Raw genomic sequence first — 18,826 nt, 5'->3', positions numbered from 1 at the left:
CCAGCTTTTATGCATTTCCACTTTTCCAAAATGCACGGTTTGGGTAACGACTTTATGGTGGTCGATTGCATTACCCAAAACGTTTACTTCTCGCAAGAACTAATCCGCCGCTTGGCGGATCGTCACACGGGCGTTGGTTTCGATCAACTGCTGGTGGTCGAGGCGCCCTATGATCCCGAAACGGATTTCCACTATCGTATTTTTAATGCCGATGGCAGTGAGGTCGAGCAGTGTGGCAATGGCGCGCGCTGTTTCGCCCGTTTTGTGCGCATGAAAGGGCTGACCAACAAATACAGCATCAGCGTCAGCACCAAGAAAGGCAAAATGATTCTCGACGTGGAAGACGATGACCAGATCACCGTCAATATGGGCGTGCCGGAATTTGAACCGAGCAAAATTCCATTTCGCGCCCAGCAGAAAGAGAAAACCTACATCATGCGTGTTGGCGAGAAAACGCTGTTTTGCGGTGCCGTGAGCATGGGCAATCCGCACGTCGTGACCGTGGTGGATGATGTCGATACCGCTGAAGTGGAAACCTTAGGTCCGCTTTTGGAATCGCATGAACGTTTTCCAGAGCGCGTTAACGCTGGCTTTATGCAGGTGGTCAATCGCAACCAGATCCGCCTACGTGTGTATGAACGCGGCGCAGGGGAAACCCAAGCCTGCGGCAGCGGCGCGTGCGGTGCGGTCGCAGTGGGCATTGTGCAGGGCTTACTCGATGAAAGTGTGACGGTCAAGTTGCCCGGCGGCGAGCTGCACATTCAATGGCAAGGCCCTGGCAAGCCGTTGTACATGACCGGGCCTGCAACGCACGTCTTTGACGGACAGCTCTCTTGCTGATGGAACGAGGGGAAATTTTTTGTCGTATATAGAAGCAGATACACTGAGCGCAGAAGTGGTGGCCGAGTATCTGAAAGATCACCCAGATTTTTTTATGCAACGTCCTGAGCTGGTGGATCGCTTGTCGCTGCCGCATCCGGATTTGGGCGCCGTGCCGTTAGTGCATCTGCAACTGAATCGTCAACGTCAGCGCATTGAAGAGCTGGAAGAAGAGATCACTGGCCTGATGTCATTGGCGGCCAGCAACGATCGGACTTTTTATCAGTTTATGGATCTGCAAGGCACAATCCTAAAGTGCACCGATTTCAAGCAAGTGATCAGTGCCATTGAGCAGAAAGCGCAACAACTTGGCTTGTGCGCTTATGTGCGCCTGTTTAGCCAATGTGATGCCAGCGCGCAACTGAGCAAAGAGCACTATCAGCGCTTTGCCACCACACATCTCAATGGCAAAGAGGCCTACTTGGGTCGTTTGCGTAAAGTGGATCGCGAGGCGCTGTTTGGTGATATGCACGTGCCAGAAATGGGTTCCTACGTGATTTTGCCTTTGGTGAAAAAGCAGACACTCGGCGTGCTGGCTTTCTCTAGTGAAGATGGCGGCCATTTCCAACCCGATATGGATACCTTGTTCTTGCGCCATCTCTCTTTGGTGGTTGCCCACCTTGCACAAACCCTGCTATGGCAAAGCTACGATGACGACAACGCCCAGCACTCCTCTGCCAAGTAGCCTGCAAAAGCCACTGGATCGCTTCTACGAATTTCTGCGCAGCGAGAAAGGGCTGAGTTTGCACACGCAGCGCAACTACAAACAGCAGTTGCAAACCATGGCGCAGCATCTGGCGGAGATGAACGTCAAGGCGTGGCATGACGTCGATGCCAGTTGGGTTCGCCAGTTAGCGGGCAAAGGGATGCGTGAAGGCATGAAAGCCAGCAGCTTGGCCACGCGTCTCTCTTCGTTACGCAGTTTTTTTGATTTTCTCATTTTGCGCGGGGAAATCGTCGCCAACCCCGCCAAAGGGGTCTCTGCACCGAGGAAAAAACGCCCGCTACCGAAAAATCTCGATGTCGATGAAGTCAATCAACTGCTCGAAGTGAATGAAGATGATCCGCTGTCGATTCGCGATCGCGCCATGATGGAGCTCATGTATGGCGCGGGATTGCGTTTGGCGGAACTGGTGAGTATCAATGTGCGAGATGTGCATTTGCGCAGCGGCGAAATTCGCGTGATCGGTAAAGGTGACAAAGAGCGTAAAGTGCCGTTTGCGGGCATGGCGGTGCAATGGGTCGGCAAGTGGCTAAGAATTCGCAGTGGCTTAGCCGCGCCGGGTGAAAATGCGCTGTTTGTCTCTAAGTTGGGCGCGCGCATTTCCCATCGCAGTGTGCAAAAGCGCATGGCACAATGGGGACAAAAGCAGGCGGTGGCAAGCCACATTACTCCGCATAAACTGCGCCACTCTTTTGCCACGCACATGTTGGAATCGAGCAATAACTTGCGCGCGGTGCAAGAGCTGCTGGGGCACGAAAACATCTCCACCACGCAGATCTATACCCACTTGGACTTTCAGCATTTAGCGGATGTGTATGACCAAGCTCACCCCAGAGCGCGGAAAAAATCAGCGCAACGCAAAGAGGAAGAACAATGAAATTCTATCGCTCACTGGCACCGATAAAAGCACTGACGTTCGATTTGGACGACACCTTGTACGACAACCGTCCAGTGGTGGCGCGCATGGAAGCGGAAGTGTTGAGCTGGTTGCACCGTGAACACCCGCAAACACAGCGTTTTCGTGCGGAGCAATGGCAAGAGATCAAAGCCGCGGTCAGCCGCAAGCACCCAGCGGTATGCCACGATGTGACATTATGGCGAGAAAAACAGTTGCAAACGGCGTTCTTGCAATTGGGTTACGCGCCCGCAGAAGCGCGACAGGCGGCCAAAGAAGGGGTGGCAGTGGCGCTCAGTTGGCGCAGCCGTTTAACCGTGCCGCCACAAACGCATCAGGTACTGAGTGCCTTGGCTGGTGAGTTTCCGCTGGTGGCTATCACCAATGGCAACGTCGATACCAAAGTGCTTGGCCTTGATGTTTACTTTAAGGCGGTATTGCAAGCGGGGCCAGATGGCGCAGCGAAACCCGCAGCGGATCTGTTTCTGCTCGCGCAGTCGATGTTGCCATGTTCCCCAGCGCACATTCTGCATGTGGGCGATCATCTGATCAAAGACGTCGCTGCCGCCAATCAGCACGGATTTATGTCGTGTTGGATCAACACCACCCATAGAAGCTTGTACCGCAATGCGAAAGCGCGAAGCCTGCCCCATCTTGAGATCCGAGAATTGCGTCAATTGCTGCCGCTTTTGCAAGCACACTCTCAATCTTAACAAGCTGATAACGAGCAAAGCTGGCAAAGCCCAATAAAGATACGTAGATTAGATTTCTCATAAATAGAACATAATCTTAGTTTCTTTACTAAGCCACAACGTCAGGACTCACTCGCGTATGCAGACTTTCTCTCTCTGGGCGGATGATCTCGAGCAGTTACAAGAACAGATACAAGGCTATGATTGGCAAGTCGATAGCCCCTATTTGATTCAGCTTTTTTCTGCTCAGTCAGCGTCGGTGACCGAAGCTTATGCCCGCTCTCTTCGCATGAAGTTGCCGCGTGCTGAAATCATCGGACACAGCACTCGCCACATGATCAATGCTGGTGAAATTCTTCATCACGGCTGTTTGATCGTCATTAGTCAGTTTACGCATACGCAACTTACCTCCGCCGTGCAACCCTATAGCGGTGCGCCCGATCTCGACAGTTACGATTTCCGTCATGCGCTCAATCTCACTCCTGCCAGTTGCGCAGTGGTCAGTTTTGCCGTGCAAGTGCAGCGGGTCGACTATCCGATCTATAGCGCATTTCGCTGTGAAGAAGCTTGCCCTCCGGTGGCTGGTGGTTTGGCTCAAGCAACCGAAGATGGCTGCTGGGTGCTGCATCAAGAGAAGGTGTATCACAACGCGGCGGTGGCGGTCGCGCTGCACGGTGACGCGCTGAAAGTATGGACGCGCGCCTATTCGGAGTGGAACCCGGTCGGGATGTATCACAAGGTGACAGCGGCGCAAGGGCGACGATTAATCGCGCTGGGTAACCAGTCGGCCTATGATGTGTACAAGCACTATCTGGCAGACAATCGTGACATCTCTTTGAATCAGCTCATCAATTTCCCGCTTTATCGCGAAGTGAACAACAAGAAAGAAGTGTGTTCGGTGTGCGATATCCATGCCGATGGCAGCATGACGTTTGACCGTGACTGGCAAGTAGGCGATGAGGTTCGCTTTTGTTACAACCACCCCTCTTTGACGCTGGAACAGTTAAAGCATGGCGTTATGGAGTTGGCGATGCATCAGCCAGAATCGGTGTTTATCTACAACTGCGCTTCGCGGCTCGATTTTATTGATGGTGCCGAGGAGGTGAGTGCCTTCAATGAACTGGCCACCACCAATGGCAGTTATTGCATGGGAGAGGTGTACAGTGAAGGCGCCTCGCTGGAGATTTTGCATCATAGCCTGACCTATTTGGCGCTGCGTGAAAGCGACGAAGTGACGCGTTTTCACTTGCCCTCCAATGAGATCAGCAGCAGCATTTCACCGCTGTTCTGTTTGATCCGCAGTGCCATCGCTGATCTGGATAACATGAATGCGCATATGGAGTACCAGCTTGAGCGTCAGGCGATGCGTTTGCAAGAGAGCTATCGCCGCGACAGCCGCACGGGTCTACCCAATCGTATTGCACTTAAAGAGTATCTCAATGATATTCAAGCGGACGAGCATCTCCTGACCCTCAAGTTGCTCAATTTTAACCACATCAATGAGAAATACGGTTATCAAGTCGGTGATGAGTTGTTGCAGATGTTGTCGGCTCACTTTACCACGCGGCTGCGCAAGCGCCTTGGCAAAGGGGCGAATCTGCATATCTACAGCATAGGGGTGGGCGAGTGGGCGTTTGTCTTTCGCGCCGGGCTGTGCGGTGAAACCATCAAACAGCTCTTCACCCGATTCGCTGATCTGATTGAACAAACCAATTTTGAACCCTCCGGGCTTGAACACGTCGACTATCTCTCCATTTCACTCTGTGGCGGTTTGGCGAGCCGGCGTGATTTCCCCAATGCCAGCGGTGATGAACTCTTGCTCAAAGCAATTGAAGCACGTCGGGTTGGGGTGCGTAACAACACCCACATTTGTGACGCTAAAGAAGTGCAAGTCAGTGAAGAGGCGCGCCGCGAACAGTTGGGCTGGCTGGGTTGTGTCAGCCGTGCCATCTTGCAGCAAAACATCGTGACCTATGCGCAGCCGATTTTTCACGCCGATGGCAAAACGCCTTCAGCCAAAGAGTGTTTGGTGCGCATTGTGGAAAACGACGGGCGTATTGTGTTGCCGGGGCAGTTTCTCCCCATTATCACGGGCACCCATCTCTACACTCGTTTAAGCCGACATATGATCCAAAGCACTCTCGACTACATGCAAGATAAGCAGGAGGCGTTTTCGATCAACTTGTCGCCACAAGATTTGCTCAGCGACAAAACCCTCTTGCTGCTTGAAGCTTCGATTAGCCAGCTCAACGATCCCAGCCGCATTGGTCTGGAAGTGTTGGAGTCGGAGCAAATTAAAGATTACGGGCGGATGATCGAAGTGTGTAGTCACTTTCGTCGCTTGGGGGCGCGCATCATCGTCGATGATTTTGGCTCTGGTTACTCTAATATTGACGAAATCATCAAGTTGGAACCGGAAATCATTAAGCTCGATGGCAGCTTGATCCGCAATATTGATCAAGATGAGAAGCAGCGCAAAATTGCCAACCAACTGGTGCGATTGTGCCAAGTGTTGAATGCAAAAACCGTGGCGGAATTTGTTCACAACCAGCAGGTTTGCCAGATAGTGCAGGACATGGGGGTGGATTACTTGCAGGGCTATTTCTTAGGTGAGCCGCAACGGCTGTTTTAAGTACTTGACGGCGACAGCAAGGCTGGCTGGCCTGGCTGTTGTGCTTTCCTCACTTGAATGAGTGGCCACTTCGGTCCGCGTGGAAAACCTGCAAATAGTGCTGCAAAAACTGCTGCATCTGCTGCGCCTGTGTTACCTCGCCACTTTGCGCTAAAAGCTCGGCGGCGATCTCCATGGTGCACAAATTGCCCGGTTGCTGGTTGCGGCGCAATTGGTAAGCCGATTCCGCCCGGCTGCTGATGCTCAAACAGAGCAGTTGCGCCAGCCATTCGCTCTTATTGAGCATTTTCCTCGCCTCCTGCCAAGTGCCATCCAAAATCACAAACACGCTTTGACGCTGCTGATCCGCGCTGCTTTGTTGTACCTGAGGCAAGGTTTGCGCTTGTGGATGCGGGTAGAGCAACACGGGGTAGAGGTCCGGGTCTTCCATCAGCGCCTGCCACTGTGGTGGTGGCGTTTGGCGTTGCCAAATCATGCGTTCGACCTTAAGTCCAAACCAGTGCAACAGTTTGCCGCTGTTGCTCAAACGCGCTGGCTCATTTGGGTGCTGGAGCAAAACGAAACGCAGCGAGCTCTCTATCTGTGGAATATCTCCGCACACGCACTGGTGGAGAAAGCCGCAATGCGGGCAAGGTTGCGCCATCACAAGCGCACCCCATCTCGCACCGGGCTGATGCCATCGGCAAACAGTTTGACGCCGCTTATCTGCGCCGCACTCGCCTCTGGTGCCAAACTTGGGTTGAGTGGGTAACTAAGGCCGTTGTATTGCATCCGGTGTTTGCCTGATGCTGCGCCGCCGCCGTTTATCTCAAAAATAAGATCTTGCCAGCCTGCGGTGCGCTGCGTGCCAAGATAGATAGGGCTGCGCACTAACGTGATACGGCTGTTAAAGCGCCACTGGTTGGCGTGATTTTCAAAAATCAGTAAGGTACAACCGCCAGAGCCGCACCAGTCGAGCTGAGTAAGCAGCTCAGGCTGACCATCGCCGTTCAGATCGTAGGTGAGCCAGCGATATTGGTTATTTTTCGGGTCGGTTTTGTGCAAGCGAAAGTACTCGCGCACGGCACTGTCCACTTTAGCGTTGTAGTCGGCGCTGGCGTTGATGTCGCCACTGCTTGGTAACGCCACTTGTTGCTCAGTGTCAGGTTCGACAGAGGCGTTTGAGGACGCTTTCGCGGGGTAAAGTACCAGCCCACCTTGAGCAATAGGGTAAACCACGCTGCCGACCTTTTCTTGTTCCGCTTTGAGCTGTGATCCTGTGCGAGTAAAAATGCGTTCGGTGATCAGTTTTTGCCCTTGGTGACGGGTCATCACCACTTGAATTTGATTGGGATTCAACTGCTGCCAGTAGCCATGTTCTAGGAGCGGGCGCTCTTGGTCGGCGTAGAGATAGCGGGTTTGCGCGCTATGGTCGGCCTTTAATTCCAGATGGACAGAAAACCCGGCCGATTGGGTTGAGGTCGCCGTGTATAGGCCGCTCCAACTGGCCGTAGCATCGACATTGGAAGTGGTCGCGCAGCCATTGAAGGTGGTTTTGTCTTGTGTGAGGGTGGCTTTCCAGCCATACAAGGCGTTGTTTTTTGCATCGCGGCACAGGTTTTCGGTCAGTAATAGGCGGCCTGAACTCAGTTGATAGTCGCGTTTACGTGGGCTCAACTGGCTGCGTTCAATGTCGAGCACCCGAGTCGGCGTGCCCGCTTGCGTGAACGTCAGGTTGTCGCGGTTAAAACTCAGCGACCAATCGGGCTGGTTGCCAAACGCTCGGGTAGGACGCTTGGCGTGGTCGCATTGCTGCTGGCGAGTGGCATCGACGTAGTTGATTTGTTCCACCACAAAACGAGCATCGTATTCGGCGGCAAAGCCTTCAGCGGTAGTGCTTTCCAAATGGCCGATGAACTCACCGTAAAGGGTTTGATAAGGCGTCTGATTGAGAGACATCACTTGCTGGCGCTGCTGCGCCGAGAGCTGTAGCCAATATTGCTGGTTGCCGCCACAGGGCGTGAGGTATTGCGTCTCGTGGCCCACCACCGCAGTGCCAGATAAGAGAAAAGGCTGCGCCACCACGCTGTCGGGCTGGTTTAAACTGGCCTCAGGGGGCGGGGCAGATTCTATAGCGACGTTATCAGAGCTGGAACAAGCTTGCAGTAGCATCAGCAGCGAGAGTGTGGCTGGGTTTTTCAGCGCCTTCATGGTATACCTTTTTGCGTATCGAAATCTGCTTGGACCCCATTATGGCATATTGGTTGTGTAAAACTGAACCGGACACCTTTTCCATCGACACCTTGCGCGTACAAAACATCTCATGTTGGGAAGGAGTACGCAATTATCAAGCAAGAAACCCGGCCATCGCGGCGCTGAAAGAAACGGGCAGGATAGACCTGCCCCAATGTGCGATTTAGAGCAAGTGTTGCTGTAAGTAGTGGGCGACGGCATCGTCTGCATTGCTGCCGATCACTTCATTGTCTGGCAGTGCCCGTTTTACTTTCTCGTGTGAGGTTGCCATCACCAAGCCTTTGCCCGCCATCGACAGCATTTCAACATCATTCATCCCGTCGCCAAACGCAATGCAGTTTTGCAAACCAAGACCCAGCGACTGTGCCACCACTTGTAATGCATCCCCTTTCGAGACCTCTTTCGCCATCACTTCCAAACACCAAGGGGTGGAAAAGGCGATGTTGAGCTTCTCACCAAAGGCGGCGCGCAGTTCGTTTTCAAACATCACCAAATGCTCGTGGTCTTGCGCTGGGTGAGTGAAAAAAATCTTGGCAATGCCATCGGTGGGCGCTTGGTCGATGTCGAACAACTGATAGGTAAAGCCCGAATCTTCGTGGAAGTGACGCAGCGTTTCATCGTCTCGGTCCATCAACCAGTGGTCATCTTGATAGATGTGCACAAACAGCGTCGGATCGTTTTTGACGATATCGATGATCGGTTGCACCAGTTCGGCTGGCACGTTGTTGCTGTACATCAATTGGTCTTGTTGATCGTGCACGCGCGCGCCGTTTGAGGTGATCATGTACGCAGGAATGCCCGTCTGGGCGCGGATGCCCGCCACATCCACGTGGTGGCGACCGGTGGCAAAAACGAACGTGTAGCCTTGGTCATGCAGGGCTTTCAGCGTCTGTTTGGCAAACTCGCTCAACTGGTGGTTGGGTGCCAGTAAGGTGCCGTCTAAATCAGAAGCGACAATTTGGGTGATCTCTCTACAAGGTAAGCGCGTAGTCATGAAACTCTCTTATATCAGCAAAGGCGAAGGAAACTGGGCCAATCCACCAGCGCAGAGCGTGCGATACAGGATTGGGTGTTGCACTGGGCGTGGTCAACCAAACGGTCAACTGGCCCGTGCAACAAGGGGGAATGGCCACAGTGTAGGGGAAAATGTGGAAGAAAAAGAGGGTAAATCCTGTTTTGTTCCTTTCCTCTTTATGTCTTGCGCCGCATACATCCGCTTGCTCTATTGCAGAAAGCGAAACAGCGCATCTAACGCCTGATTACGATACAGATCTTGTTCAAACAGCAGTTCATGTTGCGCGCCGTCAATGGTGATCATTTGGCTGTTCTTATTGGTTTTGCACAGCTTTTTATAGAACTGATTTTGCGCCTGATTACTGACAATACGGTCGTTACCCGCTTGCAGCAGTAACACCGGGATCTTGAGCTGGCGAGTCATTTGTAGACACTGTTTGGTTGCCATTAATCCCTGCCAAACCCAGCGCGTGCTCGGTCCGCCCACTTGCAGCTCAGGTTTGTCAGTATAGAGTTGGCGAAACCAGTGGTAACGCGCTTTACTTTGGCTGAGCGGGTTGTCTTCAAATGGTTTGGCGTAATAAGGCTGGTGGCCAGGCGCGTAAGTGGGCGTGGGATACACCGCGGTAAGGATCTGGCTGACGGCGATGGCAATAGGGCTGAGATACCACGGCAGGTTGATGCCAAACATCGGCGCGCTGAGCACCAATTTATCAAACGGATGGTGTGGGTAGGTTTGTAGGTAGCGAGTGGCGATAGCGCCGCCCATCGAGTGCGAGATCATATGGCGTTGCCGATAGCCTTCTAGCGCAAAATGTTGCACAACGCTGGCGAGATCGCGCACATAATCATCGAACTCATACACGTGGCCGATATCCGAATCTTGCACTAGGCGATCCGACAGCCCTTGGCCGCGATGATCGTAACTGTAGACGTCATAGCCTTGGCGATAGAAATCGAACAGCAACTCCTGATATTTCCACGATGACTCAATTCGACCATTCACCAGCAGCACCGCTTTGCTGTGCTTTGGGTCGGTCAGTTTGCACCAGTACAATTTGGTTTTGTCGCTGCTCTTGAAATACCCCTCTTGGCGCTGCTGCCACAGGGCAGCAATCGGACCAGCTATTGCTTGCTCAAACAAGTTCTCTTGAGTATAAGAGGGAAGAGAAGGGTTATTAGCCATTAACAAACTACCTGAATGCTACGTTTCTAGCCGAGTATGATCAGAGAATTAACGGAGAATTGCAATGGATACACATGTCTGGCTCGCCTATGTGCTTACGGCTATCGTGTTCAGCCTCGCCCCAGGTTCCGGTACGGTGAACTCGATCAGCAACGGGCTTAGCTACGGCACGCGCAAATCTCTCGCTTCCATTGCGGGTCTGCAAATTGGCTTGTCGATCCATATTGTTCTCGTTGGAGCGGGGATTGGTGCGCTGGTTGCGCAGTCGGCCACCGCGTTTACCGTGATTAAATGGGTAGGCGCCGTTTATCTGGTCTGGCTTGGCATTCAAAAATGGCGCGATACCTCTGGGCTCGCAACCGTGCAGCAGCAAGGGGCGATCTCGGCTTGGTCATTGCTGCATAAAGCGGTGTTGGTTAATTTGACCAATCCGAAATCGATCGTCTTTTTGGTCGCACTGTTTCCCCAGTTTATCGATCCGAGTCGCGATCAAGTGACGCAGCTCGCCGTACTAGGTCTGACAACGGTGCTGATCGACTCACTGGTGATGCTCGGTTATACCTCGCTAGCGGCGCAAATGGGGCGTTTTATTCGCTCTGAGCGGGTGATGGGCAAAATAAACAAACTATTTGGTTCAATGTTTATGGGTTGTGGTGCATTATTAGCGGCAGCAAAAACATAACTAAAATCAATCAGTGCTAGCATAAGAATTTATAAGCAGATGAAATCCACTTACGTCGCGCGGCAACCTATTTTTAATCGCAAAAAGCATACTTTGGGGTATGAACTGCTGTTTCGTGATGGCGAAAACAACGCCTATCCCACCCATATTGCTTCGAACCGCGCGACCTATCGTCTGATTGTGGAGAACTTTCTCTCCATCGGTATCAATCCGGTGATCCAATCCTCACGCTGTTTTATCAATTTCCCTTACCAAAGCTTGATCCGTCGTTTGCCACTGAGTTTGCCCAAAAACAAAGTGGTGGTGGAAGTGTTGGAAACCTGCCAGCCGACCGACGAACTGCTTGACGCGATTCGTGAATTGCACCGTGAAGGTTACGTGATCGCGCTTGATGATTTCACTTTGATGCCGGAATGGCGCCGTTTTCTGCCTTTTGTACACATTGTTAAACTGGATGTGATTGCGCTGGGGCTCGATAATGCCTGCGAGTTGGTGCGTGAGCATCAAGCGCGTCGGGTGAAGTACCATTTCTTAGCGGAAAAAGTCGAAAGCGCGCAGGAGTTTGAGCAAGCCAAAGAGGCGGGTTTTAAGTTCTTTCAGGGTTATTTTTTCAGTAAACCTGAGATGATCGAAACCAAGTACGTCAGCCCAGAGCATGCGGTGGCGTTGGATCTGTTTCGCGAGGTGTGTCAGTCGGAGCCAGATTTCGATCGGATCGAGAAAATCATCAGCCAAGATGTCACGCTCTCCTACAAGCTGTTGAAATTCGTCAATACCCAATCGACCCGCTTGGAAGTGAAGATTGCCTCATTTCGCCAGGCATTGATTTATCTTGGTCAGGATAAGCTGAAAATATTTGTCTCTTTAGTGGTCGCTTCGTACATTTCGGCCCGCAAGCCGCGTGAACTGTTTAATCTTTCGCTGCAGCGTGCCCAGTTTTGTGAGTTGATGTCGCGTCGTCACCCGTTCAGTCGTCATCACGAACAAGGATTCATGATCGGTTTGCTGTCGATTTTGGATGCGATGATGGATCTCTCGGTCGACACGCTGGTGGGGAGCCTGCCGCTCAGTGATGTGGTGAAACAAGCGCTACTGCACCGCGAAGGCGCTTATGGAGACCTCATCGCATTGGAAGAGTGTTTCGAGCAAGCCGACTGGAGTGGCATTGAACAGATCTCCGATAAGTTGGGGTTGTCGATGGACGAGGTTAAATACGAATTGATTGAAGCGCAGCGCTGGTCGCAGGAACTATCACAGATATAGCCGCCAACCTTAGCGGAGTTCTGACCAAAAGCTGACTCGTTCGCTGAACTTGTCAGCTTTTTTGTTGCTATATTTTCGCTGTGAAAACAATCAAGGAAAAAGTGATGCGCGAAAGAGTGCTATTTTTTGATCTACTCCGCTGTGTTGCGGCCGTGGCGGTGATTGCCATCCATGTACTGGCACCTTACCGCGAGCTGTTGGGGGCCATTCCATTTTCACACTGGGCGACGGCGGTCAGCATCAACAGTGTTACCCGCTGGGCGGTGCCGGTGTTTATTTTGATTACCGGTGCCTTGATGCTCAGTGATACTCGCCCTTTTGATGCGTCTTACTACATCAAACGTCGTTTGGGAAAAGTGCTGTTGCCCTTCGTGGTTTGGTCACTGTTTTATGCCTATCTCAGCGGTTGGAGTGCCAGCGGTTTTGACGCGCAGCAGGTTCAGGACGTATTGGCGCACAGTCCCCAGCATGCGACCTACTACCACCTTGGCTTTTTCTACTACTTTATTCCCCTCTATTTTCTCATCCCTATTTTCCAGTGGTTGGTCATGCAGGGACAAGAGCGCGTATTGTATGCTTATACCAGTGTGTGGCTGCTCACGACCGCACTCTATTTGCTTGGCATCGATGGAATTTGGAGCCATGAACTTTGGCTCTATTCCGGCTATTTGCCTCTGGGTTATCTGCTGTTTCATCGTTTGCCGAACTCGGGAAACACGGTGCTGTGGCTCAGCTTACTTGGCTTGACCGCCCTCGTGCTGACTGCGACGATGTTGATTTCCAATAGCCTTGAAGCGGGTCAGTACAGCGTCGGGCGTTGGCTGTCGTATAAGACGCTCAATGTGGTGTTGGCGGCAGCGATGGTTTTCGCTTTGTGTCGCTATGTTGCGGCCAAGTTACCCAGCGGCTGGTGGCGCGCGATTGGTTTGGTTAGCCGTCACAGTTTGGGGATCTACCTGCTACATCCGATTTTCCTCTGGCCGATGAAAGCATTCGGTTGGCATCAAGGAAATCCTGCGTGGGTGATCCCGTTGTGGATCGTATTGAGCGGGGCGGGCGCGTTGACGCTCAGTTATCTCTTTTCTCTTTCCGCGAAAACGCGCTGGCTGTTGCCTTAGTCTTTTTTGCGTTGCAGGGCAAAGTGAAGAAATTTGTCGCCTTGATAGGTCAGCGTCCCTTTGTCTCCGGGATTGAGGGCGTGGTAGTAGTGAATACCCACTTGAAATTCCCGTTTTGGCCCGAAAGCGCCCCGTTGCACGTAGATCCAATACTCTTGGTCCTCTTCTCCGGGCTCGGCGTCAGTGATGGGAATCACCTGTTTATCCAGCACGGTGACTTGCACACTCTGTTCGGGCGCATCTCTGCCTTGAATGTGTTTATGGAAAAAATGGATAAACAGCCAAGCGCCAAGAGCAATAAGCGCGATGAGCGCCAGAAACAGAGAAACAGGCATGGTAACCTCCAGAATAATGGGAGCCTTATTCTACCGAACTCCCTGAATTATCAGCGTTTGAGTGTGGCCGATTCGTGATCTGATGAAAAAGGCATAACAAAAACTCGGCGGACTTCACGTTTTGTGCTCGATGGAGTCGACCAACCGAGGAAAAATGGTCAAAGCTGGCTCGAAAAGTGGATGGTTTTCTAGCAGAATCTTTTTAAAGCAAACACCTCGATAAGGAGGGCACGATGTCAGACATTGAAAACGTAGTTACTCGTACCCGAAGATTGGAAACATTGCTGCGTAACCAATACCATGCGCAAGGGAAGGGGTTGCATCAGTTGATCACCAGCTGTGAAGAGCGATTGCCGCATGATGTGATCGCCAAACTGCGCTTTATTGCCACAATCAGGAATAAAGTGGTGCATGAGGATCAGTACCAATTGGATGATAAACAAGGCTTTTTCACCGCCTGTGATGAGTGTGAGCGTGAACTGACACCGCGTAGTGGTCGGTTTATTTGGCGCGTTGCTATCCTATTAATGTTGCTGATAACGGCTGGTGCGATGGCTTTTTACTACGCCAATTGGGATGTGCTCAGTCAGCACCTGAAATAAGAAGTAAATAGAATAAAAAAACGGGATGCTGAGGCATCCCGTTTTTTTGGAAATCAATCTTAGTACATCATTGGTAGCGTCATTAGCCCAACGATAACTGCGATCATTACCAGTCCTTGTTTTTGAGAAGAAGACATCACAACACTACCTCCAGACATTTGTTGATGAACTTTATGTAATCAATATAGCATCCTTTTCTTTCGTTGATCAAGTATCTGACGTTACTCTTGCAAAAAAATAACTTTAGTTGCGTTTATTTGGTGATTTTCCTTAATAAAACATTGTTTTTTGATTGATTCATTGTTGTTCTTGTTCGCCATTGACATGCTTTTTGTTTATTAAGTCATTGTAATTTAATAGGTAATAATTTTGCTGATGTTGGTCAATTTTCATTTTTCCGTATTTATTGGCTTTGGCTTGGTATCTGGGTTTTTGTGGGGTTGTTGCTATGTTTTTTTCTTTCGATTTCGAGGTTCTTAAAAGTCAACCACTTTTGCTGGTGGGTTTTACCACCATTTGAGAATTTTGTTGTTAATAATGGACTCTAAGATATTTTATGATGGGTTTGATTTATATTTGATGGGGTTTGTATTGATAACTTAATGAAATTATTGATTATATTTTTATTAGATTACTATTTTATTAAGTGAAAAATGTGATTTTTATTCCTTTTTTCGTTCTCTATTAGAGTTGATGGCCTGTCTAAGGGTAAGTAACGTTTGCTTTTCTAGTTTTTCCTACGGATGTTTTGGCGTTCTCGTTGGGGATGGCAAAACAAAACGCTTTTCTCTGTCAGGCGGAATAAACGGATTCACTTGCTCTTCTGTTTTGCCAGTAGGTCGTTATTCGCTATCAAGATCCAACTTTCGTGGTTTACTGCTTTACATACAGTTTCTGCTACCTAGACTAGCCGCGTTGAAAATGAAAGGGTAATGCAGATGTGGAGTTGGCTGGCAATAGGCTTATCGGGAGTGACATCCGTATTGGGTGCGCGTCAATCGAGCCAGACTCAGACCTTGGTGTTTAAAGTGCTAACGTTGGCACTGCTCTGCGTTTTAGTTGTCACCCAAGGGCCGAAGCAGGGATACTCCTACTGGGTTGCTGCTGGTCTTATGATCTCTATTGTTGCCGATGTGTTACATACCCTACGTGCAAGGAAAACCTTTTACTTTACTGGTTTTCTACTGGCGCAACTTTGCTACAGCAAATCGTTTTGGGTGCAACTCAATGGCGATATTGTTTGGTGGTTGCTTGCCCTGTTGCTCGCGGCCAGTATCGTCGCCTTCTTTCTGCTGCTACCTCAACTCGATTCACTGGTCTTTCCCGTGGTCATCATGGGGATTATGTTGGTGCAAATGGCTTGGGCGGCTGGGGAAGTATGGCTGCAAAGTGCTTCGCTGGCCAATGCGGTGGGTTTTGGTGGCGCGTTGGTGATGATCTACTCGGCGCTGGCTTATGCCATTCACGGCTATCGCAAGCCGATGAAACGCGCCTATGTTTGGGTGTCGGGCAGCTACTTTCTTGCCCACGCACTGATCGTCGCTTCTATCATCTACTAGCGCTTCTCTGCTCGTTGAGTGCATCGTCAAGCCAGTATTGTACTGCTATACTGACGCCATTGTTGTACTTAGAGATCTCTGATGGACATTCTTGCCGCAGCCACCATGCTGTTTCTGATCATGGACCCTTTGGGCAATTTGCCGATTGTCTTGTCCATTTTAAAACATATCGATCCTAAAAGACGCCGTAAGGTACTGATTCGAGAGTTACTCTTCGCTCTGATGATCCTGATGCTGTTCCTTTTTGCCGGGCAGAGTATTCTCAATTTTCTCCATGTCGAACCGGAAACGCTGAGCATTTCAGGAGGAATCATCTTATTCATCATCGCGATTAAAATGATTTTCCCCAGCGCAGGCAGTATCACCGGACTTGCGGCAGGTGAAGAGCCCTTCATTGTGCCGATGGCCATCCCGATGATCGCTGGGCCGTCGGTGATTGCTGCGCTCTTGCTGTTGTCTACTCAGCATCCGAACAATTTGGCGGAGCTGTCGGCGGCGGTCGCCTTGGCGTGGTTTGCCACCTTTATCATTTTGATGTTCTACGGCTTCTTCCACCGCATTCTCGGTGAACGCGGCCTCAAAGCGGTGGAGCGTTTGATGGGGCTGCTGCTGGTGATGATTTCCACCCAGATGTTTCTCAACGGGGTCAAAAGTTACATGGGAATGTAAATGGAATAAAAAATGCCGCTGACATTCAGCGGCATTTTTTTACATCATGTATTTACGGCGAATATCGAGCAGGGCGAAGATGCCAAACAGCAAAATTGAATATTTGTCCCAACGAGTCATGGCGATTTTATCGCCGAATGCGCCGATGAAAATCGCCATTTGTAAGCCGTGCATAATGAACAGAAAGGCGGCCATGATGTACAGAACAATCGCCGCATTGCCCGGAAAGGGCGCGAAGATGTTGAAAATCAAAATAAACCAGACAAAGGCAATCGCGGCTTTGGCCAGCAGGAGCAACGCTTTCATGACAGAATCCTTTTACGATGGTTGTCGTTGGTAGAGACGGTAACTGACCTGACCAGCGGTCTTTTCACGATGCAAGTGCCAGGTCGCGGGCAAGTTTTCTACCTGCCACTCTTTTTCCGCCTCAATATAGATCATCGCGTCCTCGGCCAGCCAGCCATTTTGCTCCAAAAGTGTCACTGTCTCTTGCAGTAATCCTTGGCGAAACGGTGGGTCAATAAACACCACGTGCTGCGGTGTGCCTTGCTGCTTAAGGAATTGCAACGCATCACCACTGACCAACTGGATATTATTGGCTTTGACCGCCGTGACATTTTGTTGCAATTGGGCAAACGCTTTGGGGTTGAGTTCCACCATGGTCACAAGCTTTGCTTGGCGTGAGGCTGCTTCAAACCCGAGCCCACCGGAGCCAGCAAACAGATCTAAACAATGCGCGTGTGGGATCTCTTGCGCTAGCCAGTTGAACAGCGTCTCTTTGACCCGATCGGTGGTTGGCCGCAGGCCCTCTGCGTCGTGTACCGGCAGTTTCCGGCCTCGCCATAAGCCACTGATGATGCGCACACAGCCAACGGATGGCTTATTTTGTGATGTGTTTTGCTGGTGACGTCTTACCATAGATTTTTTGACCGCTAATTAAGTGTTACTATAGCCAATCCTCCAGGCGCAGCGCCTGGATAGAGCCCAGAGTTTCATTGTGACAGAGTGTACCACTATTCCGCTGAGAAAAACGGAATAGCCCAGAGTGCACTGGTTGAAGAGTTCACTTTTCTTTGTGCCTTGTGCTGGAGAAAAGCAGAGATTCAGTAAAAATCAGGATATCTCCCGATGACGGAAAAGAAAAAGCGCGGATTATTATCATGGCTTGGTTTTGGTGAAGAAGAGCAAACCAAAGCAACGCAACACCAAGCCACTCCATCTCAATCCGGTGAAGAACAAGAACCGCAGTTAGTTGAAGAAAGTTTAAGCGATTCGCAGCCAGCCGAGCGTGTCGCGGAGAGCGCAGAAAGAGCAGAAAGTACACTTGAGATGCCGCAAGAAGAGAGCGAAGCGCTTTCTAGCGCTGACCCTGAACCCGTTGTGGAGCGCGTGCAAGAGCAGGAAAAACCCAGTGAGAGCTTTTTTGCCCGTTTAAAGCGCAGCCTGAGCCGCACCAAAGCCAATATCGGCGCGGGTTTCTTTGGCCTGTTCAAAGGCAAAAAAATCGATGATGAGCTGTTTGAAGAGCTCGAAGAACAACTCTTGATTGCTGATGTGGGTATGGATACCACGCTCAAAATCATTGAAAACCTGACAGAGAAAGCATCGCGCAGTGACTTGCGTGACGGTGAAGCGCTGTACGGTTTACTCAAAGAAGAGATGGCCGAGATCCTTGCCAAGGTGGAACAGCCATTGCACATCGACAGCAGCAAAACCCCTTACGTGATCCTGATGGTCGGCGTCAACGGCGTAGGTAAAACCACCACGATTGGTAAGCTCGCGAAACAGTTCCAAAGCCAAGGTAAAAAGGTGATGTTGGCCGCTGGCGACACTTTCCGCGCCGCGGCGGTAGAGCAGTTGCAAGTGTGGGGCGAGCGAAACAATGTGCCCGTGATTGCCCAGCACACCGGAGCCGACAGCGCTTCGGTGATCTACGATGCGATCGAAGCGGCGAAAGCGCGTGGGGTCGATGTGGTGATCGCCGATACCGCAGGCCGTTTACAGAACAAGAGCAATTTGATGGAAGAGCTACGTAAAATTGTTCGTGTGATGAAGAAAATCGATGAGTCCGCGCCGCATGAGATCATGCTGACACTAGACGCAGGCACTGGTCAAAATGCGATCAGTCAGGCCAAGCTGTTCAGCGATGTGGCGCCCATTACTGGCATTACATTAACCAAACTCGACGGCACAGCCAAAGGTGGGGTAATTTTTGCCATTGCCGACCAGTTTAGCATCCCTATTCGTTATATCGGGGTAGGTGAAGGCATTGAAGACTTGCGACCATTCCAGACGCAAGAATTCATCGACGCCCTGTTTAGCCGCGAAGAGTAAAACTAACAGA

The 18,826-nt window shown here is 50.9% G+C and carries 19 protein-coding genes and 1 pseudogene; 13 read left to right on the top strand and 7 right to left on the bottom strand.

The window, feature by feature from the left end; all coding sequences use genetic code 11:
* Positions 1 to 9: 9 nt before the first annotated feature.
* From dapF to I3X05_RS16180, 5 genes are all read left to right on the top strand, one after another.
* Positions 10 to 840 (top strand): diaminopimelate epimerase, encoded by an 831-nt coding sequence (gene dapF, locus I3X05_RS16200; RefSeq protein WP_045569630.1) that lies wholly within the window; start codon positions 10 to 12, stop codon positions 838 to 840.
* A 19-nt stretch (positions 841 to 859) separates the two neighbouring features.
* Entirely contained in the window at positions 860 to 1,564 is a 705-nt protein-coding gene (locus I3X05_RS16195; protein ID WP_045569631.1) for a DUF484 family protein, read from the top strand.
* On the top strand, positions 1,530 to 2,480 hold the full coding sequence (xerC, locus tag I3X05_RS16190) for a tyrosine recombinase XerC (protein ID WP_045569632.1): 951 nt from the start codon (positions 1,530 to 1,532) through the stop codon (positions 2,478 to 2,480). The genes I3X05_RS16195 and xerC overlap by 35 nt, the downstream gene beginning before the upstream one ends.
* The gene (gene yigB / locus I3X05_RS16185) at positions 2,477 to 3,211 is read left to right on the top strand and encodes a 5-amino-6-(5-phospho-D-ribitylamino)uracil phosphatase YigB (protein ID WP_045569633.1); all 735 of its coding nucleotides are present in this window, start codon (positions 2,477 to 2,479) and stop codon (positions 3,209 to 3,211) included. The genes xerC and yigB overlap by 4 nt, the downstream gene beginning before the upstream one ends.
* Positions 3,212 to 3,329: 118 nt before the next feature.
* Positions 3,330 to 5,822, top strand: a complete 2,493-nt coding sequence (locus I3X05_RS16180; RefSeq protein WP_045569634.1) for a bifunctional diguanylate cyclase/phosphodiesterase — start codon at positions 3,330 to 3,332, stop codon at positions 5,820 to 5,822.
* A 49-nt stretch (positions 5,823 to 5,871) separates the two neighbouring features.
* On the opposite strand, the gene I3X05_RS16175 is transcribed toward I3X05_RS16180, so the two are convergent.
* Together I3X05_RS16175 and I3X05_RS16170 are read right to left on the bottom strand one after the other, a co-directional pair.
* On the bottom strand, positions 5,872 to 6,465 hold the full coding sequence (locus I3X05_RS16175; protein WP_045569635.1) for a tRNA-uridine aminocarboxypropyltransferase: 594 nt from the start codon (positions 6,463 to 6,465) through the stop codon (positions 5,872 to 5,874).
* Complete coding sequence (locus I3X05_RS16170; protein ID WP_045569636.1) at positions 6,465 to 8,012, bottom strand: COG3650 family protein; 1,548 nt, start codon at positions 8,010 to 8,012, stop codon at positions 6,465 to 6,467. The genes I3X05_RS16175 and I3X05_RS16170 overlap by 1 nt, the downstream gene beginning before the upstream one ends.
* A 41-nt stretch (positions 8,013 to 8,053) precedes the next feature.
* Here I3X05_RS16170 and I3X05_RS16165 point away from each other — a divergent pair.
* Positions 8,054 to 8,185: pseudogene (locus tag I3X05_RS16165) on the top strand (EVE domain-containing protein); the annotation flags it as partial.
* 32 nt (positions 8,186 to 8,217) lie between these two features.
* On the opposite strand, the gene I3X05_RS16160 reads toward I3X05_RS16165, so the two are convergent.
* Together I3X05_RS16160 and I3X05_RS16155 are read right to left on the bottom strand one after the other, a co-directional pair.
* On the bottom strand, positions 8,218 to 9,048 hold the full coding sequence (locus I3X05_RS16160) for a Cof-type HAD-IIB family hydrolase (RefSeq protein ID WP_193158007.1): 831 nt from the start codon (positions 9,046 to 9,048) through the stop codon (positions 8,218 to 8,220).
* Positions 9,049 to 9,276: 228 nt separating this feature from the next.
* Positions 9,277 to 10,254, bottom strand: coding sequence for an alpha/beta fold hydrolase (locus I3X05_RS16155; RefSeq protein ID WP_045569638.1), 978 nt, complete (start codon positions 10,252 to 10,254; stop codon positions 9,277 to 9,279).
* Between the two features lie 64 nt (positions 10,255 to 10,318).
* Between I3X05_RS16155 and rhtB the strand changes: the two genes are divergently transcribed.
* The 3 genes from rhtB (at position 10,319) to I3X05_RS16140 (ending at position 13,317) form a co-directional block, all read left to right on the top strand.
* Positions 10,319 to 10,936, top strand: a complete 618-nt coding sequence (rhtB, locus tag I3X05_RS16150; protein WP_045569639.1) for a homoserine/homoserine lactone efflux protein — start codon at positions 10,319 to 10,321, stop codon at positions 10,934 to 10,936.
* A gap of 39 nt (positions 10,937 to 10,975) precedes the next feature.
* Entirely contained in the window at positions 10,976 to 12,199 is a 1,224-nt protein-coding gene (locus I3X05_RS16145; RefSeq protein ID WP_045569640.1) for an EAL and HDOD domain-containing protein, read from the top strand.
* A gap of 104 nt (positions 12,200 to 12,303) precedes the next feature.
* Positions 12,304 to 13,317 (top strand): acyltransferase, encoded by a 1,014-nt coding sequence (locus I3X05_RS16140; protein ID WP_193167955.1) that lies wholly within the window; start codon positions 12,304 to 12,306, stop codon positions 13,315 to 13,317.
* Here the strand turns inward: I3X05_RS16140 and I3X05_RS16135 are convergent.
* Positions 13,314 to 13,652, bottom strand: coding sequence for a DUF2500 domain-containing protein (locus I3X05_RS16135; RefSeq protein ID WP_193167954.1), 339 nt, complete (start codon positions 13,650 to 13,652; stop codon positions 13,314 to 13,316). The two genes, I3X05_RS16140 and I3X05_RS16135, sit on opposite strands and share 4 nt — an antisense overlap.
* 233 nt (positions 13,653 to 13,885) lie before the next feature.
* Here I3X05_RS16135 and I3X05_RS16130 point away from each other — a divergent pair, with 233 nt between their 5' ends.
* The 3 genes from I3X05_RS16130 to I3X05_RS16120 all read left to right on the top strand — a co-directional run bounded on the left by I3X05_RS16130 (position 13,886) and on the right by I3X05_RS16120 (position 16,482).
* Positions 13,886 to 14,254 (top strand): DUF4145 domain-containing protein, encoded by a 369-nt coding sequence (locus tag I3X05_RS16130; protein WP_193167953.1) that lies wholly within the window; start codon positions 13,886 to 13,888, stop codon positions 14,252 to 14,254.
* A gap of 938 nt (positions 14,255 to 15,192) precedes the next feature.
* Entirely contained in the window at positions 15,193 to 15,813 is a 621-nt protein-coding gene (locus tag I3X05_RS16125) for a lysoplasmalogenase (RefSeq protein ID WP_193167965.1), read from the top strand.
* Between the two features lie 81 nt (positions 15,814 to 15,894).
* Entirely contained in the window at positions 15,895 to 16,482 is a 588-nt protein-coding gene (locus I3X05_RS16120) for a YhgN family NAAT transporter (protein WP_039422117.1), read from the top strand.
* A 39-nt stretch (positions 16,483 to 16,521) separates the two neighbouring features.
* Here the strand turns inward: I3X05_RS16120 and I3X05_RS16115 are convergent, their stop codons facing one another.
* Complete coding sequence (locus I3X05_RS16115; protein ID WP_039422115.1) at positions 16,522 to 16,788, bottom strand: DUF1145 domain-containing protein; 267 nt, start codon at positions 16,786 to 16,788, stop codon at positions 16,522 to 16,524.
* 12 nt (positions 16,789 to 16,800) lie between these two features.
* Positions 16,801 to 17,400 (bottom strand): 16S rRNA (guanine(966)-N(2))-methyltransferase RsmD, encoded by a 600-nt coding sequence (gene rsmD / locus I3X05_RS16110; RefSeq protein ID WP_039422112.1) that lies wholly within the window; start codon positions 17,398 to 17,400, stop codon positions 16,801 to 16,803.
* Between the two features lie 210 nt (positions 17,401 to 17,610).
* Between rsmD and ftsY the strand changes: the two genes are divergently transcribed.
* A complete protein-coding gene (gene ftsY / locus I3X05_RS16105; RefSeq protein WP_045569644.1) occupies positions 17,611 to 18,816 on the top strand; it encodes a signal recognition particle-docking protein FtsY in 1,206 nt (401 codons plus the stop codon).
* Positions 18,817 to 18,826: the final 10 nt, after the last annotated feature.

Source organism: Vibrio navarrensis (assembly GCF_015767675.1).
Taxonomy (GTDB): domain Bacteria; phylum Pseudomonadota; class Gammaproteobacteria; order Enterobacterales; family Vibrionaceae; genus Vibrio.
This window is presented reverse-complemented; position numbering and strand designations above follow the sequence as displayed.

Bases quoted from the DNA above. Each gene is read 5' to 3' on its own strand.
- dapF (WP_045569630.1), top strand. From the start codon at position 10: ATGCATTTCCACTTTTCCAAAATGCACGGTTTGGGTAACGACTTTATG.
- xerC (WP_045569632.1), top strand. From the start codon at position 1,530: ATGACGACAACGCCCAGCACTCCTCTGCCAAGTAGCCTGCAAAAGCCA.
- yigB (WP_045569633.1), top strand. From the start codon at position 2,477: ATGAAATTCTATCGCTCACTGGCACCGATAAAAGCACTGACGTTCGAT.
- I3X05_RS16180 (WP_045569634.1), top strand. From the start codon at position 3,330: ATGCAGACTTTCTCTCTCTGGGCGGATGATCTCGAGCAGTTACAAGAA.
- I3X05_RS16175 (WP_045569635.1), bottom strand. From the start codon at position 6,465: ATGGCGCAACCTTGCCCGCATTGCGGCTTTCTCCACCAGTGCGTGTGC.
- I3X05_RS16170 (WP_045569636.1), bottom strand. From the start codon at position 8,012: ATGAAGGCGCTGAAAAACCCAGCCACACTCTCGCTGCTGATGCTACTG.
- I3X05_RS16160 (WP_193158007.1), bottom strand. From the start codon at position 9,048: ATGACTACGCGCTTACCTTGTAGAGAGATCACCCAAATTGTCGCTTCT.
- I3X05_RS16155 (WP_045569638.1), bottom strand. From the start codon at position 10,254: ATGGCTAATAACCCTTCTCTTCCCTCTTATACTCAAGAGAACTTGTTT.
- rhtB (WP_045569639.1), top strand. From the start codon at position 10,319: ATGGATACACATGTCTGGCTCGCCTATGTGCTTACGGCTATCGTGTTC.
- I3X05_RS16145 (WP_045569640.1), top strand. From the start codon at position 10,976: ATGAAATCCACTTACGTCGCGCGGCAACCTATTTTTAATCGCAAAAAG.
- I3X05_RS16140 (WP_193167955.1), top strand. From the start codon at position 12,304: ATGCGCGAAAGAGTGCTATTTTTTGATCTACTCCGCTGTGTTGCGGCC.
- I3X05_RS16135 (WP_193167954.1), bottom strand. From the start codon at position 13,652: ATGCCTGTTTCTCTGTTTCTGGCGCTCATCGCGCTTATTGCTCTTGGC.
- I3X05_RS16130 (WP_193167953.1), top strand. From the start codon at position 13,886: ATGTCAGACATTGAAAACGTAGTTACTCGTACCCGAAGATTGGAAACA.
- I3X05_RS16125 (WP_193167965.1), top strand. From the start codon at position 15,193: ATGTGGAGTTGGCTGGCAATAGGCTTATCGGGAGTGACATCCGTATTG.
- I3X05_RS16120 (WP_039422117.1), top strand. From the start codon at position 15,895: ATGGACATTCTTGCCGCAGCCACCATGCTGTTTCTGATCATGGACCCT.
- I3X05_RS16115 (WP_039422115.1), bottom strand. From the start codon at position 16,788: ATGAAAGCGTTGCTCCTGCTGGCCAAAGCCGCGATTGCCTTTGTCTGG.
- rsmD (WP_039422112.1), bottom strand. From the start codon at position 17,400: ATGGTAAGACGTCACCAGCAAAACACATCACAAAATAAGCCATCCGTT.
- ftsY (WP_045569644.1), top strand. From the start codon at position 17,611: ATGACGGAAAAGAAAAAGCGCGGATTATTATCATGGCTTGGTTTTGGT.